The organism is Ensifer sesbaniae, from assembly GCF_013283665.1.
GTDB classification, from domain to species: domain Bacteria; phylum Pseudomonadota; class Alphaproteobacteria; order Rhizobiales; family Rhizobiaceae; genus Ensifer; species Ensifer sesbaniae.
The window spans coordinates 1527801-1553699 of the sequence record NZ_JABEKU010000002.1 but is presented as its reverse complement, the minus strand read 5'-3'; the positions used below and the strand labels follow the sequence as shown (position 1 = coordinate 1553699).

The following is a 25899-nucleotide window of genomic DNA, read 5'->3' as shown; positions in this document are numbered from 1 at the left end:
TCTCCGCTAAGTGCGAAAAGCGGTCGAAGCGGCCTTGCTTCGGATCCAGTCGCACGGAAAGGCGGCCGGAGTCCTGACCTCTGATCAGGCGCTCGCCAGCGACGTCAGTCTGCTGGTCGGTGCAACCGCCCGTCTGCCTGCAGCGTTCAAGGGAGCCAGAGACGAGACCGATACGACGGCCGGCGAGACCTACTGACCGGTAATGCCTGCGTCGTGGCCCGATGGGGCAGATCGGGCCACGACCGCCCGCATACGTTGGGCGGTCCCGGACTTTCCCTCGTCTCGGTCTGGGGGTATAGCGGTCTGACGCCCACCTTCATTGGATCCCGCCATGACCGATACCGTTCTCGACCGCTTCCTTCGTTACGTCGTCATTGACACCCAGTCCGACGCCAGGTCGAAGACCCAGCCTTCCACGGAGAAGCAGAAGAACCTCGGTCGCGTGCTTGTCGAGGAACTGCTGGCAATCGGGCTTGCCGATGCCCATCTCGACGAAAACGGCTATGTCTACGCCACGATCCCTTCGAATGTGGACAAGCCGGTGCCGGTCATCTGCTGGTGCTCGCACATGGACACCGCGCCCGATTTCACCGGCACGAACGTCAAGCCGCAGATCGTCAGCAACTACCAGGGTGGCGATATCCAGCTCAAGGGCGACCCGCAACAGGTGATCCGCGTTAGCGACCATCCGGTCCTGAACAATCAGATCGGCAATGACATCATCACGACAGATGGTACGACGCTGCTCGGTGCCGACGACAAGGCCGGCCTTGCCGAAATCGTCACGGCCGCGCAGATCCTCGTCGACAATCCCGATATCAAGCACGGCACGATCAAGCTGCTCTTCACCACCGATGAGGAGATCGGTCGCGGCGTCGACAAGGTCGACCTGAAGAAGCTCGGCGCTGAGTTCTGCTATACGGTCGATGGCGAAACGGCCGGCCATATCGAGGATGAAACCTTCTCCGCCGATGGCGTCGAGATCGTCATTCACGGCGTCGCCATTCATCCGGGCTTTGCCAAGGACAGGATGGAGAATGCCATCAAGATCGCCGGCGCGATCATTAGCCGGCTACCGCATGACGTGTCGCCGGAAGGCACGGAAGGCCGCGATGGGTTCGTGCACCCGACGAGTGTCACAGGCTCCATGGACAAGGCCCGGCTCGGTTTCATCGTACGCGATTTCGATGAAGCCGGACTTGCCCAAAAAGAAGCGATGCTCGAAGCAATCGTCAAGGACGTGATGAGCGCCTATCCCGGCTCCAGCTACAGCTTCGAGGTCGAGGAGCAGTATCGCAACATGAAGGCTGTTCTCGACCGCCATCCGGAAATCGTCGAGAACGCGATCGAGGCAATCCGGCGCGCCGGCATGCAGCCTGTACGCGGCAGCATCCGCGGTGGCACCGATGGTTCGCGGCTCTCCTTCCTGGGGCTGCCTTCGGCCAACCTCTTTGCAGGCGGCCATGCCTTCCACTCGCCGCTCGAGTGGGTCAGCCGGCAGGACATGGAGAGGAGCGTCAAGACGCTCGTTGAACTGGCAAAGATCTGGGCGGAGCGCGCTTAAGGCAAATATTCTGCGAGGGAGACGAGCGATCGGCACGGCACGAACAGGGGCTGGGCAATGAGCACGACGCGACGCACCAGGCGCGCGCCGGCCAGGCCCGCTTCGCTCGCAGCCAATCCGCCGACGTTCGAGCACATCGTCACCAACGTCAACGAGACGTTTCTCTGGCGTCTCGATGACTACCCCTGGGAGCGAAACGTCTGGAATTTCCATCCGGAGATCGAGATCCATCTCATCCGGAAGGCCTCGGGCCTCGCCTTCGTCGGCGATCACATCGGCCAGTTCGGGCCGGGTTATCTCACGGTCATCGGCAGCAACCTGCCGCATGACTGGGTAACGGCCACCGAACCCGACGAGATCATCGAAGGGCGCGACATCGTCATCCAGTTTCATCCGGATCGCATGCGCGCGATCACCGATGCCCTGCCGGAGTTTGCCGAACTCGAGGCCTTCTTCTCCCGCGCTGAACGCGGTCTGGTTTTTCATCGAGAGACCCGTGCAAATGGCGCCGAGCTGATCGAGCGCATGGGCGATCTCAAGGGGCTCTCACGCTTCTCGCTGTTCATCCAGCTCCTCGATCTTCTCGTCAACACCGACGAGTTCGAGCTGCTCTCTTCGCCGGAATTCGCACCGGAGTTGGAGGCGCAGTCGCTCGACGTACTGCGCGGCGCACTCGCCTTCATCTACGAAAACATCGCCACCGACATCCACCTTGCCGACCTCGCCAAGCGTGCCGGGATGAGCGAGACGGCGTTTTCCCGCTTCTTCAAGAAGAACACCGGCAACACCTTTACCGACCACGTCAACAAGCTGCGCATATGGCGGGCCTGCAAGCTGCTTGCCGAAACCGACATGCCGATCACCGACATCTGCTTCGAGGTCGGCTACCTCAACATCTCGAACTTCAACCGCACCTTCCTGCGTCAGCACAAGATGACGCCATCGGCCTATCGGCGGCTCACGGGACAACGCCGACCGGCACGCCTCTAGATCCCTTCCGTGACAGCGAAACGATGAATCCTTGCATTTGTTGCACCGCAAAGAGATAGATCGAGCCAAAATATCGCATCAAAGTATAGAATCGGCGCATCGCGCACGCTAGTTCGACACGTCATAGCGCCTATCATCGGGACCAGCGAAACGGTTCGCTATCGGGAAAACGCGTCGGATCTGAGGAGTTTCCAGCGCGCATCGCAGACCTTGGGGAGGTCCTTCACATGACAAAAGCCAAGACGCTCGTTTCGAGCATCGCCTTCGCATGCCTTCTTTCCACCGGGCTCACGACGCTGGCGGTCGCTGCCGAATGCTCCGGCACGATCAAGGTGCTCGCCCAGCCGCGTGACGGCCTGACGCTGCTCGAAGACTACAAGTCCGAATTCGAGAAGCTCTCCGGCGGCGCTTCCTTCGAGATCGATTATCTCAACGAAAATGACCGGCGCGCCAAGACCAAAGCCGACGCCTCGACCATCGGCAAATATAACGTCTATTACATCGACGAAGCCAATGTGGCGCTCTTTGCGTCCGCCGGCTGGGTCGCGCCGCTGATGGACTACTATCCTGCAGAGTACGACTACGCCGATTTTGATCCCGGCCGCCAGAAGGTCGCGACCTATGACGGCAAGGTCTGGTTTGCGCCAATCACCGGCGGCGGCGACCTCATGGTCTATCGCAAGGACCTGCTCGAAGCAGCCGGCATCGCGCCGCCGAAGACGCTCGACGAATATATCGCGGCCGTAAAGAAGCTCAACCAGCCCGACCAGGGCATCTATGGCACCGCACTTCGCGGTCAGCGTGGCTCGGGCGCCAATGTCTGGCGCTGGATGCCGCTCTTCAAAGGGTTTGGCGGCAACTGGTTCGACGGCAAGACGCCCGTCTTCGATGGCGAGCAGGCGGTCAAGGCGACCGAAACCTATCTCGAACTGTTCAAGTATTCGGCACCGGGCAGCCAGACCGGCGGCTGGGATGAGGCGGTCGGCGCCTTCACTTCGGGACAGGTGGCGATGCTGATCGAATCCACCCCGCTCGTCGGCATGGCGATCGACCCGAAGTCCTCGAAGGTCGCCGGCAAGGTCGGCTACCTGCCGCCCCCGGCACCGCTGACGGGCGGCGGCTATGGCCATGGCCTGGCAATCGGTACCAAGGCCAACAAGGATGAGGCCTCCAAGGCTTGCGCCGGTCTCTTCATCGCCTGGGCGACCTCCAAGGAAAACGAGACGCGCCGGCTCGAAGCCAACCAGTTCAGCGAACTCAACCGCACCAGCATCATGACCGCCCCAAAATTCGCCGAGCTCTATGGTCCCGATCTCGGCCAGGCGCTTGCCGACACCGGCAAGGTCACTGCCGTCAACTTCTGGCAGAGCCCGCAATGGCCTGATCTCGGCGACCGCTGGGGCATCATCCTCGAAGAGCTGATCACCGGCACGCGCACCGACATCAAGGAAGGTCTCGACGAACTCGACGGCTTTGCCAAGGACCTGGTCGCCCGCAGCCAATAAGCCGCTTCCTCCCAAGGGAGCCACCGGCTGGCGCAAGTCGCGCCGGTGGCCCCGCACCATCGGGAGCGCGTCGCGCTTAGCCGTAGGACAGATCACATGAAGCAGAAAAACAGCCTGCCGGCGGTATTCCTCACCCCGGCGATCGGGATCCTTGCCGTTCTGGCTCTCGTGCCGACGGCCTATGCGATCTACATATCCTTCCAGAACCGGGAGCTCAGCCGTCCCGACGGCAGCTTCGTCGGCTTCGCCAACTACGCCGACCTCTTCTCGGATCGGCGCTTCATCAACGCGATTGGCGTCTCGCTGACCTGGGAGGCGGTAACAGTCGGCATGACCCTGCTCATCGCCGTCGGCCTCGGCATCCTGCTGTTCGAATGCGTCTCGCCGCGCATGCGCAACCTGCTGGCGCTGTTGTTTCTGGTGCCGGTGATCCTGCCGCGCGTTTCCGCCGCCTTCGTCTGGAAGTTTGCCTTCCATCCGCTCTACGGCATCGCCACCTATCCCTACAAGGCGATAACCGGCGAGCCGCTCGACCTGCTCTCCAATCCGGCGACGGCGCTTGCCACTGTGGCGCTGGTGGACGTGTGGCAATGGGGCCTGTTCTTCGCCGTCATCGTACTGAAGCTCCTGGAAACCCTGCCGCCGCAGCCTTTCGAGGCAGCGCGGCTCGACCATGCCCGCACCTTCGAAATCTACGCCTTCATCGCGCTGCCGATGCTGAAGGCGCCGCTGATCTCGCTCGCCTTCGTCAAGATGATCGAGTCGTTGCGCGCCTTCGATCTGATCTATGTGATGACTCGCGGCGGACCCGGCATCGCGACCGAGACGCTCGACATGTACGCCTTCTCGCAAGGTTTCATCGAGTCCGGCCGCATCTCCTATGCCTCCAGCATGGCTGTTCTGATGATGATCGCTACCACGATCGCGTTCACCTTCATTTGGAAGAGGGTTCAGTGATGACCGCCCGCACCCTTGGCCGCGTCATTGGCCGGCTGATCCTCGGCCTCGCAGCCTTCTCTGCCGTGTTTCCAATGTTCTGGACGACGCTCAACGCCTTCAAGAACCGCGTCGACATCGTCACACCGACGCCGCTTTTCATCTTCGAGCCGACACTCGACAATTTCGCCTACGTTCTCGGGCGCGAAAGCGTCTTTGCCGGTCTCGTCAATTCGCTGCTGATATCGGGCACTTCGGTGCTGATCGGCGCGATCCTCGGGCTTCCGGCGGCCTATGCGATCGCGCGCTATCCGAACCGCTGGTCGCGCGACATCCAGTTCTTCGTTCTGTCGCTGCGCTTCCTGCCGCCGGTGGCGATCGCCATTCCCCTGATGGTGATCTGGCTCGACTTCGGGCTTTACGACACGCGTCTGTCGATGATCGTCACCTATTCGCTGCTGACGCTCGCGACCATCATCTGGCTGAGCGTTCCGGCCTTTGCCCGCGTGCCGAAGGAGGTCGAGGAGGCCGCGCGTGTCGATGGCTATGGCCCCTATGCGGTCTTCTTCCGGGTCGCGCTGCCGATCGCGCTCCGCTCGCTGATCGGTGCCGTCGCCTTTGCCTTCGTGCTCGTCTGGAACGAGTTCCTGATCGCACTGATGCTGACGACGTCCGACGCCAAGACGCTGCCGATCGTCGCCTCGGAACTGACGCAGCTCGGTCGCGACGTGCCCTGGGGCATCCTCAATGCTTCCGTCGTGCTGCTCTCCATCCCGCCCCTGCTCTTCATCGGGGTCTTAAGCGGCATGCTCAACAGCGCCTTCAAGCGCAAGACCCAATGAAAACCGAGACACGGTGAAAACAAGGAAATCCCACATGCAAGCATTGGTCCTCGAGCAAAAAGGCAAGCTCGCGATCAGGGAGATCGATCTCCCTCTGGAGCTCGGCCCCGATGACGTCAAGATCGCCATCCACACGGTCGGCGTCTGCGGCAGCGACGTGCATTATTACACCCATGGTGCCATCGGCCCTTATGTGGTGCGCGAGCCGATGGTGCTCGGCCATGAGGCGGCCGGCACCGTCGTCGCCGTCGGCAGTAATGTCGAAACGCTCGAAGTCGGCGATCGGGTCTGCATGGAACCGGGCATTCCCGATCTGGCGTCGCGCGCCGCCAAGCTCGGCATCTACAACGTCGACCCAAAGGTGCGCTTCTGGGCGACACCGCCGGTCCATGGCGTACTCGCCCCTTTCGCCGTGCACCCCGCCGCCTTCACCTACAAGCTCCCTGACAACGTCTCCTTTGCCGAGGGCGCCATGGTCGAACCCTTCGCGATCGGCATGCAGGCAGCCGCCCGCGCGCGCATTGCGCCCGGCGACGTCGCCGCCGTCATCGGTTGCGGTCCGATCGGCATCATGGTGGCGCTCGCTGCCCTTGCCGGTGGCTGCAGCCGCGTCTTCATCTCCGATTTCAGCGCCGAGAAACTGGCGATTGCCGCGCAATATCCTGGCATCACGCCGGTCAACATCGCCGGGGGCTCCTTTGCCGATGTGATTGCCGCCGAGACCGGCGGCTGGGGGGCCGATGTCGTCTTCGAAGCGAGCGGCAGCGCGAAGGCGTTCTCAGGGATCTTCGATCTGGTCCGACCGGGCGGCGCCATCGTACTGGTCGGCTTGCCGGTGGAAGCCGTGCAATTCGACGTGCCGGGGGCGATCTCGAAGGAAGTCCGCATCGAGACGGTGTTTCGCTACGCCAACATCTTCGATCGGGCTCTGCAACTGATCGCCTCCGGCAAGGTCGACCTGAAACCGCTGATCACAGACACATTCCGGTTCGAAGACAGCATCAAGGCCTTCGAACGCGCCGCCTCGGCGCGGCCGACCGATATCAAGCTGCAGATCCTCATGGACAGCGGGAAGGATTGAGCCATGGCGCATATCGTCTGCTCCAATGTCGACAAGCAATACGGTGCCGTCGACGTCATCAAGGGCTTCAACCTCGATGTGGCCGATCACGAATTCATCGTGTTCCTCGGGCCTTCCGGCTGTGGCAAATCCACGTTGCTGCGCATGATCGCCGGCCTTGAGGACATCTCCGGCGGCACCGTGTCGATCGGCGGTCGGACGGTCAACGACCTGCCGCCGCGCGACCGCGGGGTCGCCATGGTCTTCCAGAACTATGCGCTCTATCCGCATATGACGATCTACGACAATATCGCCTTCGGGCTGAAACGCATGAAGGTGCCGAAGGCGGAGATCGACACGCGCATTCGCGCCGTATCCGCAACGCTGGGGCTCGAGCCCTATCTTGCGCGCAAGCCGACCGAGTTGTCGGGCGGTCAACAGCAACGGGTGGCGATCGCTCGTGCCATGATCAAGACGCCGCGGGTCTTCCTCTTCGACGAGCCGCTTTCCAATCTCGATGCCAAGCTCCGCAACCATATGCGCGTCGAGATCGCGCGGCTGCACCAGAAGCTGAAGACCACGACGATCTACGTGACGCACGACCAACTGGAAGCGATGACGCTTGCCGACCGGATCGTGCTGATGAAAGGCGGCGCGATCGAACAGGTCGGGACGCCCGCCGAAATCTACGAGCGGCCTCGCACCCTTTTCGTCGCCGGCTTCATCGGTACGCCGAACATGAACTTCATCGACGTCACCGCCGAGAGGACCGAAGGCGGGTGGTTGCTGCGCAGCGCCGGTGGCAGCTTCTCGATTTCGGATGGAAAATTCGGCCTGCGCCATGGCCAGTCGCTGGTGCTCGGCATCCGGCCGGCCGATCTGACGATCGCGCAGACAGGGCCCAATCTCATCTCGGGCATCGCCGATCTCGTCGAATTTCACGGCAACGACGCGCTGGTGACCTTCCTCTTTGCCGGCAAGGAAATCGGCGCGCTGGTCAGGGCCAGCACCTGCCCAAAGCCAGGTGACGCCGTCGCTTTCGCGGTCGAACCCGAAGGGCTGCATCTCTTTGACAGGGAAAGCGGCATCACCCTGCTGAAATCCTGAGATGTCTCTATCAGCTCGGATTGACGAACGAGGCGGCCGGGCGCGGTCCGGCCGTCATCAGCGTGAAATCGAAGGGCGCTCGGACGTCGGCATCGAGCACATATTGCCGGTGAACCCGAAGGAAATCGCGCTTGATCCTGCGATAGCGCTCCGGTGAAAGCATGTGCTTTAACCGGATGAAGACGATCGGCGGCTGGGGTGCATCATGGTGGCCGGCGAGTGCCACGACCTGGCATCTGTAAAAATTGATCGCATCGGTCAGGCATTGAACGTCGAACCAGAAGATCTCCTTCATACGGGCGATGGCGCCGACGCGTGCCCGCAAGACCTCGGCCGAGCGAAGCAGCGCACATTGCAGAATCGCGCCGCCTAGGGTGACGAAGGTGATGCGTTTTCCCGCAAACAGGCTGGGCTCTCGTTCCACCAAAATGCCGATCACCTGGGTGGCGATGCTGGAGCCCATGCTGTGGGAGCTGATGACATATTCGTCGGCGGGCTCGGCAAGAGCAGCCCGTACGGACGCCAAGCTATCTTCAACCCATTGCTTGAAATAGGGTTTCTCCAGACTGGCGACAGCGACCGCCAGTTCCCAATCGGAAAAAAGGTGCAGCGTGTGCCATCTGTCCGACCAGGGAAGAAGGAGCCGGGAGAAGACCACATATGCGACGATTGCGCTTAAGATCAGATGCGATGTGTCAAGTCCGAGCCAGTAGGGCGCGGTGCCGATCAGCACGCTCAGAGCGAGGCCGATTGCCACCAGCAGGAATGGAAAGAGGAAGAACAGACCGAAGCGCCACGCATGTTTGAAGTAGGACAAGGCGCCACCTTCCCAGACGATCCGCGCAGCACTCAAATACCCCGAAACCATTCTGTGCAGCGTCGGCCGGCCGTTCAGGCTTTTGACGATTTCGTCGTGATCGAAGACGTAGACGCGGCTCATCGTTCGCCAATCGGCGCCTTGACTGTCCACGTCGAAGTAGCGGCTCGGCCCTTCGATCTGCACCGGTCCCACCTGGACCTCGAAATCGTGAAGGGTGGCAGTCTTCACCGCCGATCGCTTGTAGCGCGCTTGATGTTTGACGGCGTCCAAGGGCTCAAAGCCTGGAAAGTGCAGCACAATTCGTTTCGTGACGTGCCCGGAGGGTCTGTCGAATGACAAGTGGATGATCTTTCAATAGGCGCAAAACGCCCGCTCCCGCTTCCCCGATAGGAAGCGGGAGCGGGCGCTCGGTGAACGCCGGGTGGCCCCAGCCTGCCGGAGAGGTCAACAATCTCGGTGTCGAGAATATGGCCGAGGGAAACGATCCAACGGTGGGAACAGAATTTTTTCTGACGCGGTTGGCCCAAGGCGCGCCCTCAGCAATGCCAGCGATCTTGCAGCCCCAAGCGTCGTCCGGTGCACCAGCCCTTATGTTTCCCTTATTCGCCTGGCCGATCTCCCCAAACGATTTCCTACCTGCGTTCGCGCTAACAGGAGATCGCGAGCAAATGCCGCATAGTGTCATGGATGGCTTCGCCTTCATGGCGCCGCTTTTCGATGGCTTCAGACGCGCCGTGCCGCCCGGAACCATCGGAGCCCTCGCCACGTTCCACCTTTACAGAAATCGGCCTGGTTTTGGTTGGCGGGTATCCGTCGTAGCGCCGGGCCGCGAAAGCAGAAGAGAGCGCAGCCTCCGCCACCACCGGCCTCTCCCCCCGGTCTCGCGAGGCGCCTCACAACGAGCAAGACAATGAAATTCAGGGATGGGTTCAAACTCACCTCCAAGGCGAACCGACGCTTGCCGACGGAATACTTCGTCCTGGCAGATGTCGCGTTCGAAGGCGCCGTCATCGGTTACCTCGCCGGCCGCCCCATCCGCGAAGCCGTGAGCGATCGCGACGGCCTACGCTACCGTTTCGTCGGCGTTGCGCCGCGTCTGCCTGGCGGCGGTTTCGACGTGCTGGCCCTTCGCTCCGGCGAATGGATCGTGTTGCCCGGTCTCGTCTACGCGACGGATGCGAAAGAGAGTGCCACGCCGAACGAAGCGGACCGCGCCGCCTGACAGCGGCCTACCGGCTTACGGTCCATAGCCGCACGATCCAAGGCGTCGATTAGCTCAATGTCTCAGCGATTTTCGTCTCGCAGAGCCGAATATGGCACCGCTCTCCTGGCGGCGAACTTCGATGGCCCCGCCAAGCCACGCAATGTCCCTGTAATCTTGCGGCCTTAGCACCCGGTCTCTCGCTGCACCACTGCGGACTCGCGACCGATCAGAGGCAGCGGCAAGTCAATGAACGACCGCAGGCCTTGTGCGTCCGGGTGGCGCCTGATGCCACGGGTAAACCGGGATCCGTCATGTTCTTCGCCAATGGGCGTCGCGCCCTCGCATGCCTCGCCGCCGCCATTTTCCTGGCCGGTTGCGCTTCCGACACGATGAAAACCTACATCGGCCAGCCGGTCGAATCCGTCATCATCGACTACGGCCCGCCGACGAACATTCTCAATCTCGGCTGGAACGAGCGAGCCTATCAGTGGCGCAAGATCTCGACGAATGTCGTCTCCGGCACGTCGAGCGGTGAAATCAGAGACACCCGGCGTGGAATGCGCTACGAGGAGTACACGACGCCGGGCTATGTCGAGGAACAGGAATGCTTCTACACGTTCTATGCCCGGATGCAGCAGGGCCGTTGGTACATTACCAATTTCCGCCAGCCGAAGCTGGAATGCGAGTGACGGCTTCGGCCCCTTTCGGCAAGCTGCACGGGACTAGCTGTAACTATTTGAATTTATGCATGTTTTTATTGATTTGTCTGCTCAGGAATACCTGTAATCGGGAGAAATTGCATGCGCATCCTGCTGCTGGAAGACGAGCCGGAAATGGCCTCGGCCCTGAAGGCGGCGCTGGAGCGGCGTCAGGTGATCGTCGATCACGTCTCGACGCTGGCCGATGCCGAAGCCGTCGCCGAGCTCTGGCCTTATGACGTTGTCGTGCTCGATCGCCGGTTGCCGGATGGCGAGGGGCTTGACCTCATTCCGAAACTGCGCAGCCTCGGGGTAGCGGCGCCCATATTGATGCTGACCGCATTGGGGTCGATCAACGATCGGGTCGCCGGGCTCGATGCCGGCGCCGACGACTATCTTTCCAAGCCATTTGCCGTTGAAGAACTCATGGCGCGCTTGCGGGCGCTCGCCCGCCGCCCGGTCTCACTGAATGCTGAGCAAACCAAGGTTGGACGCCTGATCTACGACTTCCACCACCGCGAAGCGGCCGTCGACGACAAGCCGCTCGATCTCTTGCGCAGAGAGCGCCTTGCGCTCGAGGCCTTGATGCGTCGGCCGGGTCGCACGGTGCTCAGGGCGACGCTCGAAGAATCGGTCTACGCCATGGAAGACGAGATCGGATCCAATGCGCTCGATTCGCATCTGTCGCGCCTGCGCCGAAAGCTCGATGATGTCGGTGCCGGGGTCGAGATCAGAGCCATCCGCAACCTCGGCTATCTCTTGCGCGCAACGACATGACCAAGGCTCGGCCCCGCTCGCTGCAATGGGTGCTCGTGCGCCGCCTCATCCTGCTGCAGGCCGCGACTTTGTTTGTCTTTATCGGACTGCTTTTTCTGGCCATGTTCATCGCCCAGCCGCGCCTTCTCGTCGACAACGAAGCGGCGGTGGATGTTCTCGAGCGCGCGGTCGGGCGCGATGCGAGCGGCGCCTTGATCGTCCGTGAGACCGAAGACCTTCGTCAGCTGCGGCAGTCCCACCCCAATCTATGGTTCATCATCCGCGACGATGCCGGTCAGGTTCTGCGACAGGGAAACGTTCCTCCTCCCTATGACGAAAGCGGTGGCGACCTGCTGCGACGCGTGGAGGGCGCGAAGCTGCTTTTCGATGAGGGCGGAACGCTGCCGGACGCGGTCCTCCACAACGCCGACACCGACGCCGGCCGCGTCCAGATCATCGCCTCGACCGTTTCCTCGCGACGCGACAATGGACCGCTGGACGTGCAGATCAGCATCGATGTCGACATGGCGCGCGACCTCGACGGCACGACGACCTGGACCGAGGTCGTTCCGATGATCGCACTGCTTATTCTGTGCTTTCTGCTGCCGATCGTTCTGGTCATGGGCGTGACCACGCTGGTCACGGCGCCGGCGGTCGTTCGGCGTTCCTTGGCGAGCCTCATACTGACGGCTGATCAGGCCGGCCGCATCGACATCGACAATCGAGCGGTCCAGCTTGAGACCGAACAGGTACCGACCGAGATCGCACCTTTGGTGCACGCCTTCAACAAGGCACTGGCACGGCTGGGCGAGGGATACGAGCAGCGCAACCGTTTCCTCACCGATGCGGCACACGAATTGCGCACCCCGATTGCGATTCTCAGGACCCGAGCCGAACTTCTCCAGGAGGCTCCGGAAAGCACCCGTCTGCGGCTGGATATCGAACGTCTGTCCCACCTCGCCCAACAGCTCCTCGACCGACAGGTGCTCGAGCATGCCGGTGGCGCGCTCGAGGTGGTGGACCTCGTTGCACTCGCAAGAACCATCGCTGCAGACTTCGCGCCTCTAGCGTTCGAAGCCGGCTATGAACTGGCGTTCGAAACCGAGGTGCCGACGGCGCGGGTCAGCGCCCGGCCACGCCAGATCGAACAGGCTGTCACCAATCTCCTGCGCAACGCCATCGAACATGGCGGCGGCACCGGTACGATCACCGTGCTGGTCAATGCCGAGGGCGGCCTTGAAATCCAGGACGAGGGGCCTGGGATTCCTGTCGAGGAGCGCGAACGCGTTTTCGAACCTTTCTATCGCTTGCGTCCACGGTCCACCGGTGCCGGCCTGGGGCTCAATCTGGCACGGGAGATCGCCCGCCTGCATGGTGGCCGCATCGATATTCTTGCCGGCCCGTGGCGGGGCGCCCGCGTACGGCTGCAACTGCCGCTTCTCGACGGAGGCCGCCCGGTGCAGCAATCGGCACCGGCATCCGTGTGATGACGGCCCTACGCGCCGCGCGTCCATCACACGCACAAAGGTCGCCGTAGAGCTTTGAATTGCAGCATGCCTTTCTTCTTTAATCAGCGACGCTCAAAGGAAGCATGCGGTAGCAATCGCCTCTCCTCAAAAGCTTTCCGCCTCCCCCTTATCAAGGCGCCACTGATGCTCCACATTTGCAGCGATACATCGCAAACGTTCGCCGGAAGAGCGGCTGAGCGTTCGACCAGAATGGAGAATTGCCAATGCAGATGTCTTCGCGGGTTCCCTCCCCTTCGCTTGAGGACGGAAACTGGCCGACTCGACGCCGAAGCGTGCTCGACTGGCTGATCATCGAAACGCGCAACGAACGGTTTATCGACAACATCCTCGTTGAAATGTGCGAGCGGCTCCAGGCGGCAGGTGTCCCGGTTGCGCGAGCGACCCTGCATTTCCGGATCAATCATCCGCAGTGGCTCGGTGCCCGCATTCTTTGGCGCAAGGGCCTGGCGGAGGCTGAGATCGACCTCTACGACTATGGGACCCAAAACACCGCGCTCTATCTCAACAGTCCGCTCTATGTGATCAACAACGGCGGCGCCGAGGTTCGCACGAACCTTCAAGCCCTGCCGGAAGAGCACGCTCAGAACTCGCTTTATGTCGACCTGAAGGCCGAAGGGCTGACGGAATATATTGCCTGGCCGCTCGAACACACGCTCGGCAAACGCCACGTTGTGACCTTCACCACCGACCGAAAGGGCGGCTTCGAGGATGAGCACGTCGCTTTTCTCTCGGATCTTCTGCCCGCCTTGGCGCTGGTCAGCGAAATCCGGCTGAAGAACCGGTTCGTGCGCACGCTGCTCGAAACCTATGTCGGCCCGCATGCCAGCGAGCAGATTCTCGCCGGCGCCACGACGCGCGGTAGCGGTGTCACGGTCGGCGCCGCGATCCTGATTTGCGACTTGCGCAATTTCACGAAACTCTCCGATCTGTGGCCGCGTGACGACGTGATCGATCTGCTCAATGCCTATTTCGATGCGATGTCGGAACCGATCGAGCGGCACGGGGGCGAGATCCTCAAATTCATGGGCGATGGCCTGTTGGCAATCTTTCCGCTCAGCAATGCCAATGCCGCCGAAAATCTGCTGCAGGCAATCCGTGAGGCGGAAGCAGCAATCGCCCTTCTCAACAAGGACAACCTCGAAAAGGGCCGTGAACCCCTTGGCTACGGGATCGGCGTCCATGTCGGGGATGTCATGTACGGCAATATCGGTTCGCGCCACAGGCTGGACTTCACGGTGATCGGCCCCGCCGTCAACATCGCCTCGCGGCTGGAGAGCCTGACCAAGGAAACAAAGCGGCCGGTGCTTCTGTCGCGGGCGTTCGTGGAACTGGCAGGCTGCGCGTCCAGCATGGAGCATCTGGGTTCCTATCCGGTCAGAGGGATTGGCGAACCGATCGAGGTCTTCGCCTTTTCCGGCAATGGCCCGGCACCGGTTCTGCGCGCGGTCGGAGAATAGTGGTTGTCCGCGGACAACTGGCGGGACGCCAGCCGGATAGAAGAGCGTTAGCCGGCTATCCGATTTGGCTCGGCGCGAACTGGGCAACGAGTTCGTGGCGGTCGCCAGGATAAGTCAACCGCACATGCGTGACCGGCGCACGTCCGCTCCAGGTGCGGCGCTCGATGACCAGGCAGGCAGTGCCGGTCGAAATGTCGAGCGCTTGCGCTGCCATTTTGTTCGCCGCGACGGCGCGAATGCGGTGTTCGGCCGTGCTCCACGGCACCTTGCCAAGCAGCCATGAACCGGGGGCTGCGGCCTGAAACAACTCCGCCTCCGCCTCCGGCACCGCCGCAAGGCTGATCAGGCGTTCTTCGAAACAAAAAGGACGACCGCCAGCAAAGTGCCGGCACGTTACCTCCAGCAGTCGCGCCGATGCCGGAAGATCCAGGCGTTCGACGTCCCGGCCTTCCACCTTGCGGATCTTTCGCTCGTCCAGTCGAAAACTGTAATCGAGACCCAGCGATTGGACCTCGAGCTTGACGTCGTGGATTTCCATGACCGCCGACTGCACCTGGGGAAAGGTGACGTAACTGCCCGACTTGCGACGCCGCTCGATCAAGCCGCGCTTGACCAGTTCGGTCAGCGCCTTATTCACAGTCATCCGCGAGCAATCATATTGTTCCGTCAGCTCGTGTTCGAATGGGATGCGATGGCCCGGCGGCCATTCGCCGGAGAGGATGCGTCCTTCCACGTCCCCGAGGATACGCTGATGCAAAGACAAGGGTTGCCCTTGAGTGTCGACGGCATCGTCGGGCTGATCGTTCGAAACGGTTCGGTCTTGCTTGGTGTCCATGAGACCGAACTTAATCATTTCCAGGCGGCGAAACAGCCCTTCTCTCGCTGTTTCGTGCTTTTTCACCATAGCGACGGATATCCCCGGCGCACTGTTGACAGCTGTCAACATCCCGAGGAGGCAAGCGCCAACACCGGATGGTCAATAGAGGAGATGCCAGGGGGTCAAAAATGCACGCGCCCATTCCTGATTGCGATCAGACTCTTCGCAGTCAGCCTTCTCGACCGGTGCCGGCCCAACTTCGACTGTCGACTGCCGGGTCGCCTTCGGTGGCGGCGGTGCCAGATAACCAAGGGTCATTCCACCAAGATAGAACATAGCGAACCTTCTCGCGTCTCGTCTCCGATGAAAGCAATGGTGACACAATCAGCTCATCTGTCAATAGTCTATAAATTCTATACTCTTTTAGATCTTCTCGCGCCGGCCGAGAAATGGCGCCGCCAGCCCTGACACCTCGCAACATGAAAACGCCAGTTGTCCGCGGACAACTGACCCAGAAACGGGCGTTCATTTGCCGGCAAAATAGGGCGTTGGGTATAATTCGCTATGCATTTGTAAAACCGAACCGAATCGGAGCATAGTGCAGCTGCGCAGATTGTTGCGATATGACGGTTTTTGCGCAGTTTTTGGGGAACTCAATGTTGCAACAGAAAATTCAAGGTCACGACGTACAGGAGCATCTGCCGACGCTTCTGGCTGCCGACGCTTTGGAACTGGCGCATCAGCTGCAGCAGCATCAAAAGAAGATCTTCCCTCCGCAAGCTCAAAAGGCCATGCGCCTCTTTAGTCCTGCCGAAGCAGCCGCCTTCATTGGAATCGGTGAAGGCTATCTAAGGCAGGTCGCCTCAGAGGGCCACGGGCCTGCTCCCTTGTCAAACGGTCGGCGCATGTACGCCGTTGAGGACATCGAACGCATCCGCCGCGTTCTCGACGAAGGCGGAAAATCCGGGAAATATATCCCACACCGCCGCGGCGACGAGAAGCTGCAGGTGCTTTCGGTCATGAATTTCAAGGGTGGGTCGGCGAAGACGACGACATCTGCCCACCTTGCCCAATATCTGGCGCTGCGCGGCTATCGGACGCTTGCGATCGACCTCGATCCACAGGCCTCGCTCTCCGCCCTCTTCGGCCACCAGCCGGAACTGGACGTTGGCGAAGGAGAAACGCTTTACGGCGCGATCCGCTACGACGAGCCGCGGCCGATTGCCGACATCGTGCGCTCGACCTACACCACCAACCTTCACCTCATTCCCGGCAATCTCGAGCTCATGGAATTCGAGCACGAGACCCCGAAGGCAATGATGATGGGGGGTGCTGCCGAGACTCTTTTCTTCGCGCGCATCGGCGACGTATTGTCGGAAATCGAGAGTTTCTACGATATCGTCGTCATCGATTGCCCGCCGCAGCTCGGCTTTTTGACCATGTCGGCTCTCTGCGCCGCGACATCCGTACTGATAACGGTGCATCCACAGATGCTCGACGTCATGTCCATGTCGCAGTTCCTGTCGATGACGAGCGAGTTGATGAGCGTCGTCGAGAAGGCCGGTGGTCGCACCAGTTACGACTGGATGCGCTATCTCGGCACACGTTTCGAGCCGAATGACGGTCCACAAAGCCAGATGACCGGTTTCATGCGCGCCATTTTCGGCAATCGCATGCTGCAGAACGCTATGGTGAAATCGACGGCCATTTCCGATGCCGGCGTGACGAAGCAGACACTTTACGAAGTCGAGCGCTCGCAATTCGTCCGTGGCACCTACGATCGCGCCATGGATTCGCTGAACCAAGTCAATGGCGAGATCGAAGAGCTGATCCGCCAGGTTTGGGGGAGGAAGTAATCGATGGCCCGCAAAAATCTGATCGGAATTACCGCTGACCAAGCCGAAAACGATGCCGACGCGGCTCTGGAACGCCTGGTCGCAGCGCGACCTATCGCCGGCCTGAGCGTCGGCGTCCGGCCTACAAGCGCTGTCGGCGGCATCACCCGGTCGCTGTCGAACATCACTCAGAAAGTTGAGCGCGCCCAGGAGTTGGAGCGCCAACTTGCCGAAGGACTTGTCGTCGTCGATCTGGACCCCGCGCTCATCGACGCCTCTTTCATCGTTGACCGCCTTGAGATCACTGCGGATGCACAATCCGCGCTCGCGGAGCAAATCCGCGAACACGGACAACAGGTTCCGATCCTCGTGCGGCCGCACCCTGACGCCGATGGGCGATACCAGGTTGCCTATGGCCATCGCCGGCTGGCAGCGGCTCGCGAGCTCGGTAAAAAGGTTCGCGCGGTTGTCCGCGATCTCAGCGACGAACAGCTGGTCGTCTCTCAAGGGCAGGAGAACAACACTCGCACGGATCTGTCCTTCATCGAACGGGCGCTGTTTGCCACGCGGCTTGAGGATCGCGGTTTCTCCCGCGAGATCATCATGTCTTCGCTTGGTGTCGACAAGGCGGCACTGTCGAAGATGATTTCCATCATTCGTCGGCTACCGATCTCGCTGATCGAGGCTGTCGGGCCGGCACCGGCGATCGGCCGACGTCGTTGGTTCGATCTCGCCGAGCTGCTGGCCCAAGATGGGAAGAGCGAGGCTGCGAACGTCTTCGTGAAGGACAAACAATTCCAGGCGGCAGGAAGTGATCAGCGTTTTGATGCGCTTTGTGCCTTCCTGAACACCTCCAAGGCGCGCGCCAGAGCCATCTCGTGGGTGGCGCCCGACGATACAACCCCGGTCCGGATCCGTGAAACAGACGGCGAAACCACGCTGTCTTTCAACAGGAGACAGGCGCCGGGCTTTGCTGATTTCGTGAGGCAGAGGCTCAAATCTCTGTACCTCGAATACCAAGAGGAAACAGGAGACTAAACAGAGCAAAAGAAAAAGGCTTCCGAACGACTAGCGCTGCGGAAACCCTTCTCTCGTGTAGCAACTAGAGAATCCCATTTCCGCGAATCGGTGTCAAGAGTTTTCAACGTCGTTTCGGCGAACGGATTTCTTTTGCCTTGAAAAAGGTGAAGACGAATGGATTGTGGGATTGTCACGACGCCCTTCGGGCGGCGGGCGATGTCGCTTGGAATGTTGGCACGCCAGCTTTCCAGCGCTTCGGCCGTTAACGAAGGCAAGGTCGACAAATGGAAATTGTTTCGAACGGTCTGCGCCGCCAAGTCGAGCCTTGGGGTTTCCGATCGTTCTCTTGCCGTCTTGAACGCCTTGCTGTCGTTCTACCCGAAGACGGAACTTGCGGCGGCCGACGGCCTCGTCGTGTTTCCGTCCAACGCTCAGCTTTCGCTGAGAACGCACGGCATGGCCGAGACGACGCTCAGGCGGCATCTCGCCACCCTGATCGAGGCCGGCCTTATTCTCCGGCGCGACAGCCCCAACGGCAAACGCTACGCTCGACGCGACCGTCAAGGCGCAATCGGCCAGGCATTCGGGTTCGACCTTGCTCCGTTGCTCGCCCGTATGGCCGAGTTCGAAGCGGAGGCTGCGCGTCTCGAAGCCGATCGGCGGTATCTTCAGGTGATGCGTGAACGCGTGAGCCTCAGCCGCCGCGACGTTGCGAAGCTGGTCGATCTACTGCGCTCCTCTGACCTCGCCTATGCAGAGCAGGCGGAGATCCACTGCCAGGCCATCTATATGTCTCTCTCGCGCAAGCCCTCCATCGCTGAAATCGAACGCGTCCTTCCCGTTCTCGCCCAACTGCAGGACGAGCTGACTAATCGTCTGGAAAACCTACTAAAAACACAAAATACGGCTGCCAATGAACGCCAAAATGAGCGGCACATACAGAATTCAGAATCCGATTATCTTTCTGAATCTGAACCGGCTGATGAAAGACTTGGGGTGAAATTGTCGTGCAAGCCTTCAGCAGATGTGCCGGAACTCAGCCACGATATGGGTAAACTCGCAAAGGTCGAAACATCTGCGGTGCAAAAGTCCCATCAGCATCGCGGGGAAACCTCTTCCCTGAACCGCTCAGTACCCCTGCCTCTCGTTTTGAGAGCCTGCCCGCAGATCCGCGACTACGGCCCATCCGGTCGTATCGACAATTGGCGCGATCTTCTGACGGCCGCAACTGTGGTCAAAAACATGCTTGCGATCAGCCCTGATGCCTACGACGAAGCCTGCGCTACACTCGGTCCAGAAACGACGGCCACCGTGCTTGCCTGCCTTCTTGAACGCGCGGAGCACATTCGCTCAGTGGGTGCCTATCTGCGGGATCTGACGCGCCGGGCGAAGACCCAGTCGTTTGCTGTCTCCGCAATGTTGGCGGCGCGCCTACGCGCCCAGACGTCGGTTGCTGCAATGGATGGATAATCGCCCCGCTCAGAATGGAAGGCGATCGTCCGGGAGCCGGTGCTCCTTCGATAGTCGGCAGCGAGATCTTGTATAAGGCGAGCAAATGCAGGAAACTTGCTTGAAGGGATTCGTTGATATCTTTGGGATAATCTAACGCTCGGGATTCAAATCAGCCTTCCGCCATCTCCAAGAAAAGATTGATGTTTTCATCCGTTACGGAAGGAAAACGACTGATTTCTTCCGTCGCGCGGACGGCCATTGGAGCCTCATGTTGTGCGCCTGCGAATGTGAGAACGGCTGCCTCTCAGCGACGCGGGATAGCGGAGCGCAAGATCAGGTCTATTGCCCAGGTTTTGCACGCTCGTGGGCCCGAGAACGAAGAAGATACTCAGTCTTCGGGCTGAAGGCGGCTCTTATGTTGACAGCTGTCAACCGCATGAGGCGATAGGTTTTATTCTGAGCTAGAAGGATAAGACCCAAGTCCGGCCAAGAAATGTACTTGTCCGAAACCAACTTTAAGCCCTGCCCTTCCCTCTTGGCGAAACGTGCATGCCGGCAACACCGAGAGCTTCCGGCTATCGTGTTGAAGCATCAAGCAACCGAGGACCTTCAGTCGATGTCACATGTCATTGTTATCAACGGACCGGCCGGGGTCGGGGAGACAACGGTGAGCCGGGTTCTTGCAAGGCGCCATCCCGGTGCGATCAACATCGCCGGTGACGCTTTGCGCCATTTTGCCCCTGAAAACGTTCGACATTCCTTGAGACCTGGTTCTACCTACCGGGCCAGCGCTGCACTCGCCACTGCCTATCTGACAATGGGAGCTTCCAAGGTTCCCTTCGAATACGTTTTCGACGATGCCGAAAAGCTTGATCTGTTCTGCAGCGGACTACCCGATAAGGCACCCGTCTCTGTTTTCACGCTTTGGGCGCCGATCGATCGCGTCATTGATCGGGAAGCAAACCGCATTGAGCGCGAGCGATTGGGGGATATGGTGTTGCGGATATGCCAGGCGATCGAACGCAACCTGCATCTGCTTGGGCAGGTCGTTCCAAATACAGAGACGCCGGAGTTGACCGCTCAGACGATCAGCGAAGCAATTGCCAATCCTGCATATATCTGGCTGCGTCCGGCCCGGGGAAACTAACTTGTCTGATGGTCTATCAGACCGGCCCCCTGATGCCTTCGCGGCGCGTCTCCAAGTGGCAACCTGGCTCGTGATGACATGCGTTGACAGCTGTCAACAATCGACACGCATCGAATTCTCAGGCTGATGAACTCAGTCCCGAAGATTTGCCCTGCGAGTTTGTCGGATACCATTCCCTTCACCGGCACCTTTGGCAATGCCGCGTTTGGACGACCTGACACCGAAGGCATCGCGTCTGTGACGGAAATGATTATCGTGTTACGTTCCGTTTCTTCGGCAACATCCTTAGTTTGAAATGCGATACCAGGTTCCCGATCCATATCATCCAGCGCTGCTTCCACTCCTGATTTCGGCGGAAGACGCCTTGGCGCGACTGGACGAACGTGCAAACCGCCATGTGGTCGAAGACGGATTTCGTGAGCGTGGTCACTTCTTCGACGCAGCGGCCGCCCTTTGGGTGGCTGGCGAACTCGTCCATGTCGAAGACCTGGTGTTGCACGATGCCCATATGGATGCGCGCGCTCCCACGCATGAACTGACGATAGCGCATTCGGTTCTTCGGGCGCGGCGGCGTATCTGGCTGGCCGATCCGGCCTGGGCTCTTTCGCTGCCGGGCCTGGCTACCCTTCGAGGGGAACAGGGGAACGTCCGCAACGCAGGCGATCTGCTCGCAGCTGCGCCATCCGAGCCGCCATCGACCTTAGAGGACAGCGCTCAGCTTGAGGAGGAAGAGGAGGCAAATCCGATGGCCGCCGAATTTGCGGCCATCGATGCGGCAATCGCCCGTTCGCAGCAACTGCTCGAAGCGCACGACATGGACGCGCTTGAAATCGCCGAACGGGCGGCCCGTGTGACCACACAGGAGCCTGTCGGGCAGTTGGGCCTGCTCTTTGACGAGGAATGGGACGAGGATGCACGTATTGACGAATGGCGCCATGCCGTCGCGAGCGCGGATCAGCTACCGGCCAGTCTCGGCGCTGCGCTTCTCTTCGACGCCTGGGACCGGATCGAGCCGCTGCGTCGGCAACACTGGTTGGGCTCGCTGCTCGTTAGCGCCTATCTGAGATCGCGCGGCAAGGTTACCTCGCATCTTCTCACCTTCAATACTGGGCAGAAAGCGGTTCGTCATGAGCGGCGCCGCGCACAGGATCCGGTGACACGGTGGAGTGCATTCCTCGAAGCGATGACGGCAACCGCGGATCTGGGCCTGAAAGAGCTCGACCGATTGTCGCTCGCCAAGACCCAGATGGAGATGCGTATCCGCGATCGCCGTTCCAACAGCAGCCTGCCCGCGTTGATCGAGCTTGTCCTGTCCCGTCCGATCGTTTCTGCTGCGCTCGTCGCCCAGCATGCCGGGGTGACGCCTCGCGGTGCGTTGAACCTTATACGTGAACTCGGCATCCGCGAAATGACCGGCCGCGGACGCTACCGCGGCTGGGGGGTGCTTTAGCTTCAGGGTGGCGCTCACGTCGCCAAGGGGCATCGCTAAGGTGAGGTGCCTTGATGTCAGCCCATGGTGATCAGGATCAACACCACAAAGACCGCGGGCACGAGAACCAGCGCCGGAATGATAATCGCCGGGTAGCCGAAGGTGGCGATCGCGAGCAACCAGATCAGTGCGCAGTTGATCAGAAACAGCACTTTTGCCGTCTGCGATCCCTGCACCGCTTCCTTCAGCATCCAGCCAAATATCGGCACGTTGTAAACTAGCCTTGCAATCATTCTTCTTCCTTTCCTGGAGGCAGTCCGGGTGGGGGTGGCCTGTTGAGAGACGTTCAGCTCGGGGGACGTCCGCTTCCTGCCAACCGCTGGCGCGTAAAGCCGGCGGCGGCTTCGAGCCGTTCCGGGTCGAGCAAACGCATGGTTTTTGGATGGCTGAAATCAATCAGCCCTTCCCGCTTGAAGCGATTGAGACAGCGACTGACAGTCTCGACCGTAAGGCCGAGCCAGTCGGCAAGGTCCGCCCGCGTGAGGTGCAGGTGAAAGCTCAGTCGGGCCGGATTGCCATTGCGACCGCTGTGACTGAAGATGCGCGACAGTTCGACCAATGCACTTGCCACCTTTTCGCTCGCGGTCTTGCGACCAAGCAGGGTGGCGTGTGCCTGCAGTCGATGCAGTGTCGTTTTCAACTCGCCGGCGATCGCCGAATTGTTCGCGAGAAGTTCGGCATCTCCCAGAGCCTCGATGCGCGCGATGCTCAGCGTTTCGGCCGTGGCAATGTTGCGTCCATCTATGGTGAAGCCGAAGAGCCGACCTGGGCCGAGCACATCGGTGATCTGTCTGCGACCGTCGTCGAGCAGCTGGGAGAGAACGATGCAACCGTCGAGCACGCGAAAGAGCGAGCGGTTGCGGCCACCTTCAAAAAGCAGCGTGAAGTTTTCACCGACCACACGGCTGCGGGCGGGCAAACGCGCCGGCCTCGTCAGGGACGCGAGGGGAGGAGCCGCAGCAGAGGCGACAGCGAATTGGGTTTCGGGCATGGGAGATGATGTCCGCATTGCGGATGCAAGGAGGCATGGCGCCTTGTTGCCATCCGACATCGAAGGAGGAGGGTTGACAGCTGTCAACGCAGTTTCAAAGCCGGGTAGCGGCTTCGGGTGGTCCACGTGGGCTGGAGTTCGGAAAATGAACGCAGGTCGCAGGCGGCGCGGCGGTCACCGTAACGGCGGGCGAGAGGCTTCCTTGCAGGCGCTCCCCGACAGTGTCGCCTGGCTGCGCCAACAAGGCCCAAAAGAACCGGCAGGCGCTGCAGACATGTTTGGGGGCCGGCTTTTCCTTCCCATTCTCGTCAATGCCGGTTTGGCAGAAGTCCGGCGATGAGCCGTCAGGAAGGGTGTAGCGCGCATATTCGACCGCGGGCAGCGGAGCGGCGAGGGCCGGGCCGAGATGAGCGAAACCGAGCAGGCAAAGGGCCATGGCGCACAGAATGCGCAAGGCTCTGTCCCATCTTGATTTCGTGCGACATGTCATCGCTCAGGCTCGTCCTCGCGTCTCTCGATGAGTCAGAAATAGGCGAGAGGATTGACAAAGCTCAATGTGGCAAACCGCGCAGGGGCAGAATGCCGCATGGCAGTAAAATGCCGCGCCACCGTGTGGAGGGGCGGCATTTTAAGTTATTGATTAGTATTGATAATGCCGTAAAAACGGCTGGCAGAGATCAATCCTCCTCGACAAAAACCTCCTGGCGCTTGGCCTTTACGCTCGGAAGGAACACGACGACAAGCACGAGCGCTGCGATCAGGAGCAGGATGGCGCTGATCGGGCGGGTCACGAAGGTCGTGGGATCACCACGCGACAGGATCATGGCGCGGCGAAGGTTCTCCTCGAGCAGCGGTCCGAGCACGAAGCCAAGCAACAGCGGTGCCGGCTCGCAGCGCAGCTTCAACAGCAGGTAGCCGACCAGGCCGAAGAAGGCGACGGCATAGAGGTCGTAGACGTTGGAGTTGACGCTGTAGACCCCGATCGAGCAGAACGCCATGATGATCGGGAACAGGACGTAATAGGGGATCTTGAGCAGCTTCACCCAAAGCCCGATCAGCGGCAGGTTGAGGACCACCAGCATCAGATTGCCGATCCACATCGAGGCGATGATGCCCCAGAACAGTGCGGGCTGCTCGGTGGCGACGTTCGGGCCGGGCACGATGCCCTGGATGATCATCGCGCCGATCATCAGCGCCATGACCGGGTTGGCGGGAATACCGAGGGTCAGGAGCGGGATGAACGAGGTCTGTGCGCCGGCATTGTTGGCGCTTTCCGGACCGGCGACACCGGCGATGGCCCCATGCCCGAATTCCTCGGGTCGGTCCGAGACGCGCTTTTCCACCGTATAGGAGGCGAAGGCGGCAAGGATCGCGCCGCCGCCCGGCAGAATGCCAAGCGCCGAGCCAATGATCGTGCCACGCACGACCGGTGCAAACATGCGCTTGAAATCATCCCGCGTCGGCATCAGGTCGGTGACCTTGGCCATCAGCACTTCACGGGTGCGTTCATTCTCCAGGTTGCGCAGGATCTCGGCAATGCCGAAGACACCAACGGCAAGCGCCACGAAATTCAGGCCATCGGCGTATTCGCGGATGCCGAGGGTGAAGCGCGGCGTGCCGGAATAGATATCGGTGCCGACCAGCCCGAGCAGCAGGCCGAGCGCCACCATCGCCAAGGCCTTGACGATCGACCCGTGGGCAAGCGCGACCGAGGAAACGAGGCCGACGATCATCAGCGAGAAATACTCGGCAGCGCCGAATTGCAGCGCGATCTCGGTTAGCGGCGGCGCGAAGACCGCAACGAGGAAGGTCGAAACGGTGCCGGCGAAGAACGAGCCGAGAGCGGCAATTGCAAGCGCTGCGCCGGCGCGCCCCTTGCGGGCCATCTGGTAGCCGTCGATTGCAGTGACTGCCGAGGAGGATTCGCCGGGCATGTTGATCAGGATCGCCGTGGTCGAGCCGCCATATTGGGCGCCGTAGTAGATGCCGGCGAGCATGATCAGCGACGAGACTGGCTCAAGCTGGAAGGTGATTGGCAGCAGCATGGCAATGGTCGCCGTGGCGCCGATACCTGGAAGCACACCGATCAAGGTGCCGAGCAAAACGCCGATCAGGCAGAAGAGCAGATTGGCAGGGGAGGCGGCGGTTGCGAAGCCGAGCGCAAGATTACTGAAGAGTTCCATCGCGCGTCTCCTAGAATTGAACCCAGGGGCCGAAGCGCTGGAAGGGCAGGCCGAGGCCATAGCTGAACACCGCCACGGAGAAGGCCGTCAGCGCCAGAGAAAGCGCCACTGCCATGAGCGGCTTCATCCGGCCCGAAGCGAAGCAGGCGATCAACGCCGTGAAGAATAGCGACGGCACGAACCCGAGGCCCCGGACCGTCAGGCCGAAGAAGATGGGGGCGGGCAGGATGAAGGCCATGCCGCGCAGCGCGATCGGGCCCATGGGCTCGCCTTGGACGCGAGCCGACTGCACGAGAATCACGATGCCGAGCAGCGTCAGAATAACCGCGAGCATGAGCGGGAAATAGCCGGGACCCATGCGAAAGGCGGTGCCAAGCTCGAGGTTGAAGGCCTGCCAGGTGAAAAACAGCCCGACCGCCGTCAATATCCCGCCGCAGAGCGCATTGGTGGTATCGAAGGAGAGTGATTTCATCGTATCCCCATTTGTTCTAGCAGGG

At 60.8% G+C, this 25899-nt stretch carries 23 protein-coding genes and 1 pseudogene; 18 read left to right on the top strand and 6 right to left on the bottom strand.

Annotation, left to right across the window (positions count from 1 at the left end; genetic code table 11):
- Positions 1 to 10 precede the first annotated feature (10 nt).
- The 8 genes and pseudogenes from BHMPCIPO_RS33130 to BHMPCIPO_RS24945 form a co-directional block, all read left to right on the top strand.
- A pseudogene (locus BHMPCIPO_RS33130) lies at positions 11 to 196 on the top strand (2-keto-3-deoxy-L-rhamnonate aldolase); the annotation flags it as partial.
- Between the two features lie 135 nt (positions 197 to 331).
- Positions 332 to 1564 (top strand): peptidase T, encoded by a 1233-nt coding sequence (gene pepT, locus BHMPCIPO_RS24975; RefSeq protein ID WP_173519435.1) that lies wholly within the window; start codon positions 332 to 334, stop codon positions 1562 to 1564.
- A gap of 57 nt (positions 1565 to 1621) precedes the next feature.
- The gene (locus tag BHMPCIPO_RS24970; RefSeq protein WP_173519434.1) at positions 1622 to 2554 is read left to right on the top strand and encodes a helix-turn-helix domain-containing protein; all 933 of its coding nucleotides are present in this window, start codon (positions 1622 to 1624) and stop codon (positions 2552 to 2554) included.
- Between the two features lie 227 nt (positions 2555 to 2781).
- On the top strand, positions 2782 to 4059 hold the full coding sequence (locus BHMPCIPO_RS24965) for an ABC transporter substrate-binding protein (RefSeq protein WP_173519433.1): 1278 nt from the start codon (positions 2782 to 2784) through the stop codon (positions 4057 to 4059).
- A 96-nt stretch (positions 4060 to 4155) separates the two neighbouring features.
- Positions 4156 to 5016: a carbohydrate ABC transporter permease gene (locus tag BHMPCIPO_RS24960; RefSeq protein ID WP_173519432.1), complete on the top strand. Its 861-nt coding sequence runs from the start codon at positions 4156 to 4158 to the stop codon at positions 5014 to 5016.
- Complete coding sequence (locus BHMPCIPO_RS24955) at positions 5016 to 5837, top strand: carbohydrate ABC transporter permease (protein ID WP_173519431.1); 822 nt, start codon at positions 5016 to 5018, stop codon at positions 5835 to 5837. The genes BHMPCIPO_RS24960 and BHMPCIPO_RS24955 overlap by 1 nt, the downstream gene beginning before the upstream one ends.
- 34 nt (positions 5838 to 5871) lie before the next feature.
- Positions 5872 to 6918 (top strand): NAD(P)-dependent alcohol dehydrogenase, encoded by a 1047-nt coding sequence (locus BHMPCIPO_RS24950; protein WP_173519430.1) that lies wholly within the window; start codon positions 5872 to 5874, stop codon positions 6916 to 6918.
- Between the two features lie 3 nt (positions 6919 to 6921).
- Positions 6922 to 8004 carry an ABC transporter ATP-binding protein gene (locus BHMPCIPO_RS24945; RefSeq protein WP_173519429.1) on the top strand — a complete coding sequence of 361 codons (1083 nt, stop codon included), beginning with the start codon at positions 6922 to 6924 and terminating at the stop codon, positions 8002 to 8004.
- A gap of 10 nt (positions 8005 to 8014) precedes the next feature.
- On the opposite strand, the gene BHMPCIPO_RS24940 is transcribed toward BHMPCIPO_RS24945, so the two are convergent.
- A complete protein-coding gene (locus tag BHMPCIPO_RS24940) occupies positions 8015 to 9052 on the bottom strand; it encodes a hypothetical protein (RefSeq protein WP_312033063.1) in 1038 nt (345 codons plus the stop codon).
- 682 nt (positions 9053 to 9734) lie between these two features.
- On the opposite strand from BHMPCIPO_RS24940, the gene BHMPCIPO_RS24935 reads away from it, so the two are divergent.
- From BHMPCIPO_RS24935 to BHMPCIPO_RS24915, 5 genes are all read left to right on the top strand, one after another.
- Complete coding sequence (locus BHMPCIPO_RS24935) at positions 9735 to 10046, top strand: hypothetical protein (protein WP_173519427.1); 312 nt, start codon at positions 9735 to 9737, stop codon at positions 10044 to 10046.
- 293 nt (positions 10047 to 10339) lie between these two features.
- The gene (locus BHMPCIPO_RS24930) at positions 10340 to 10717 is read left to right on the top strand and encodes a hypothetical protein (protein ID WP_173519426.1); all 378 of its coding nucleotides are present in this window, start codon (positions 10340 to 10342) and stop codon (positions 10715 to 10717) included.
- 111 nt (positions 10718 to 10828) lie between these two features.
- Complete coding sequence (locus BHMPCIPO_RS24925) at positions 10829 to 11503, top strand: response regulator transcription factor (protein WP_173519425.1); 675 nt, start codon at positions 10829 to 10831, stop codon at positions 11501 to 11503.
- Positions 11500 to 12969, top strand: a complete 1470-nt coding sequence (locus BHMPCIPO_RS24920) for a sensor histidine kinase (RefSeq protein ID WP_173519424.1) — start codon at positions 11500 to 11502, stop codon at positions 12967 to 12969. Before BHMPCIPO_RS24925 ends, BHMPCIPO_RS24920 begins: the two co-directional genes overlap by 4 nt.
- Positions 12970 to 13214: 245 nt before the next feature.
- Positions 13215 to 14468, top strand: coding sequence for an adenylate/guanylate cyclase domain-containing protein (locus tag BHMPCIPO_RS24915; protein ID WP_173519423.1), 1254 nt, complete (start codon positions 13215 to 13217; stop codon positions 14466 to 14468).
- 55 nt (positions 14469 to 14523) lie between these two features.
- Here BHMPCIPO_RS24915 and hutC read toward each other — a convergent pair whose 3' ends face one another.
- On the bottom strand, positions 14524 to 15303 hold the full coding sequence (gene hutC, locus BHMPCIPO_RS24910; protein WP_173520179.1) for a histidine utilization transcriptional repressor HutC: 780 nt from the start codon (positions 15301 to 15303) through the stop codon (positions 14524 to 14526).
- Between the two features lie 641 nt (positions 15304 to 15944).
- Here hutC and repA point away from each other — a divergent pair.
- From repA to BHMPCIPO_RS24885, 5 genes are all read left to right on the top strand, one after another.
- Complete coding sequence (gene repA / locus BHMPCIPO_RS24905) at positions 15945 to 17141, top strand: plasmid partitioning protein RepA (protein WP_376741720.1); 1197 nt, start codon at positions 15945 to 15947, stop codon at positions 17139 to 17141.
- Between the two features lie 3 nt (positions 17142 to 17144).
- Entirely contained in the window at positions 17145 to 18158 is a 1014-nt protein-coding gene (gene repB / locus BHMPCIPO_RS24900) for a plasmid partitioning protein RepB (protein WP_173519421.1), read from the top strand.
- A 156-nt stretch (positions 18159 to 18314) separates the two neighbouring features.
- Complete coding sequence (repC, locus tag BHMPCIPO_RS24895; RefSeq protein ID WP_173519420.1) at positions 18315 to 19610, top strand: plasmid replication protein RepC; 1296 nt, start codon at positions 18315 to 18317, stop codon at positions 19608 to 19610.
- A gap of 598 nt (positions 19611 to 20208) precedes the next feature.
- Entirely contained in the window at positions 20209 to 20739 is a 531-nt protein-coding gene (locus BHMPCIPO_RS24890) for a hypothetical protein (protein ID WP_173519419.1), read from the top strand.
- A gap of 295 nt (positions 20740 to 21034) precedes the next feature.
- On the top strand, positions 21035 to 22189 hold the full coding sequence (locus tag BHMPCIPO_RS24885; RefSeq protein ID WP_173519418.1) for an RHE_PE00001 family protein: 1155 nt from the start codon (positions 21035 to 21037) through the stop codon (positions 22187 to 22189).
- Positions 22190 to 22245: 56 nt separating this feature from the next.
- On the opposite strand, the gene BHMPCIPO_RS24880 is transcribed toward BHMPCIPO_RS24885, so the two are convergent.
- The 4 genes from BHMPCIPO_RS24880 to BHMPCIPO_RS24865 all read right to left on the bottom strand — a co-directional run bounded on the left by BHMPCIPO_RS24880 (position 22246) and on the right by BHMPCIPO_RS24865 (position 25874).
- Positions 22246 to 22461, bottom strand: coding sequence for a hypothetical protein (locus BHMPCIPO_RS24880; protein WP_173519417.1), 216 nt, complete (start codon positions 22459 to 22461; stop codon positions 22246 to 22248).
- A 53-nt stretch (positions 22462 to 22514) separates the two neighbouring features.
- Positions 22515 to 23219: a Crp/Fnr family transcriptional regulator gene (locus tag BHMPCIPO_RS24875; RefSeq protein ID WP_173519416.1), complete on the bottom strand. Its 705-nt coding sequence runs from the start codon at positions 23217 to 23219 to the stop codon at positions 22515 to 22517.
- Between the two features lie 677 nt (positions 23220 to 23896).
- Complete coding sequence (locus BHMPCIPO_RS24870; protein WP_173519415.1) at positions 23897 to 25402, bottom strand: tripartite tricarboxylate transporter permease; 1506 nt, start codon at positions 25400 to 25402, stop codon at positions 23897 to 23899.
- A gap of 10 nt (positions 25403 to 25412) precedes the next feature.
- The gene (locus BHMPCIPO_RS24865; protein ID WP_173519414.1) at positions 25413 to 25874 is read right to left on the bottom strand and encodes a tripartite tricarboxylate transporter TctB family protein; all 462 of its coding nucleotides are present in this window, start codon (positions 25872 to 25874) and stop codon (positions 25413 to 25415) included.
- Positions 25875 to 25899: the final 25 nt, after the last annotated feature.

Excerpts from the sequence above, each read along its gene's own strand:
- hutC (WP_173520179.1), bottom strand. The coding sequence starts at position 15,303 with ATGGACACCAAGCAAGACCGAACCGTTTCGAACGATCAGCCCGACGAT.
- BHMPCIPO_RS24890 (WP_173519419.1), top strand. The coding sequence starts at position 20,209 with ATGTCACATGTCATTGTTATCAACGGACCGGCCGGGGTCGGGGAGACA.
- BHMPCIPO_RS24925 (WP_173519425.1), top strand. The coding sequence starts at position 10,829 with ATGCGCATCCTGCTGCTGGAAGACGAGCCGGAAATGGCCTCGGCCCTG.
- BHMPCIPO_RS24960 (WP_173519432.1), top strand. The coding sequence starts at position 4,156 with ATGAAGCAGAAAAACAGCCTGCCGGCGGTATTCCTCACCCCGGCGATC.
- BHMPCIPO_RS24880 (WP_173519417.1), bottom strand. The coding sequence starts at position 22,461 with ATGATTGCAAGGCTAGTTTACAACGTGCCGATATTTGGCTGGATGCTG.
- BHMPCIPO_RS24885 (WP_173519418.1), top strand. The coding sequence starts at position 21,035 with ATGCGATACCAGGTTCCCGATCCATATCATCCAGCGCTGCTTCCACTC.
- BHMPCIPO_RS24920 (WP_173519424.1), top strand. The coding sequence starts at position 11,500 with ATGACCAAGGCTCGGCCCCGCTCGCTGCAATGGGTGCTCGTGCGCCGC.
- pepT (WP_173519435.1), top strand. The coding sequence starts at position 332 with ATGACCGATACCGTTCTCGACCGCTTCCTTCGTTACGTCGTCATTGAC.
- repC (WP_173519420.1), top strand. The coding sequence starts at position 18,315 with ATGGATTGTGGGATTGTCACGACGCCCTTCGGGCGGCGGGCGATGTCG.
- repB (WP_173519421.1), top strand. The coding sequence starts at position 17,145 with ATGGCCCGCAAAAATCTGATCGGAATTACCGCTGACCAAGCCGAAAAC.
- BHMPCIPO_RS24915 (WP_173519423.1), top strand. The coding sequence starts at position 13,215 with ATGCAGATGTCTTCGCGGGTTCCCTCCCCTTCGCTTGAGGACGGAAAC.
- BHMPCIPO_RS24930 (WP_173519426.1), top strand. The coding sequence starts at position 10,340 with ATGTTCTTCGCCAATGGGCGTCGCGCCCTCGCATGCCTCGCCGCCGCC.
- BHMPCIPO_RS24875 (WP_173519416.1), bottom strand. The coding sequence starts at position 23,219 with ATGCCCGAAACCCAATTCGCTGTCGCCTCTGCTGCGGCTCCTCCCCTC.
- BHMPCIPO_RS24950 (WP_173519430.1), top strand. The coding sequence starts at position 5,872 with ATGCAAGCATTGGTCCTCGAGCAAAAAGGCAAGCTCGCGATCAGGGAG.
- BHMPCIPO_RS24865 (WP_173519414.1), bottom strand. The coding sequence starts at position 25,874 with ATGAAATCACTCTCCTTCGATACCACCAATGCGCTCTGCGGCGGGATA.
- BHMPCIPO_RS24870 (WP_173519415.1), bottom strand. The coding sequence starts at position 25,402 with ATGGAACTCTTCAGTAATCTTGCGCTCGGCTTCGCAACCGCCGCCTCC.
- BHMPCIPO_RS24970 (WP_173519434.1), top strand. The coding sequence starts at position 1,622 with ATGAGCACGACGCGACGCACCAGGCGCGCGCCGGCCAGGCCCGCTTCG.
- BHMPCIPO_RS24945 (WP_173519429.1), top strand. The coding sequence starts at position 6,922 with ATGGCGCATATCGTCTGCTCCAATGTCGACAAGCAATACGGTGCCGTC.
- BHMPCIPO_RS24955 (WP_173519431.1), top strand. The coding sequence starts at position 5,016 with ATGACCGCCCGCACCCTTGGCCGCGTCATTGGCCGGCTGATCCTCGGC.
- BHMPCIPO_RS24935 (WP_173519427.1), top strand. The coding sequence starts at position 9,735 with ATGAAATTCAGGGATGGGTTCAAACTCACCTCCAAGGCGAACCGACGC.
- BHMPCIPO_RS24965 (WP_173519433.1), top strand. The coding sequence starts at position 2,782 with ATGACAAAAGCCAAGACGCTCGTTTCGAGCATCGCCTTCGCATGCCTT.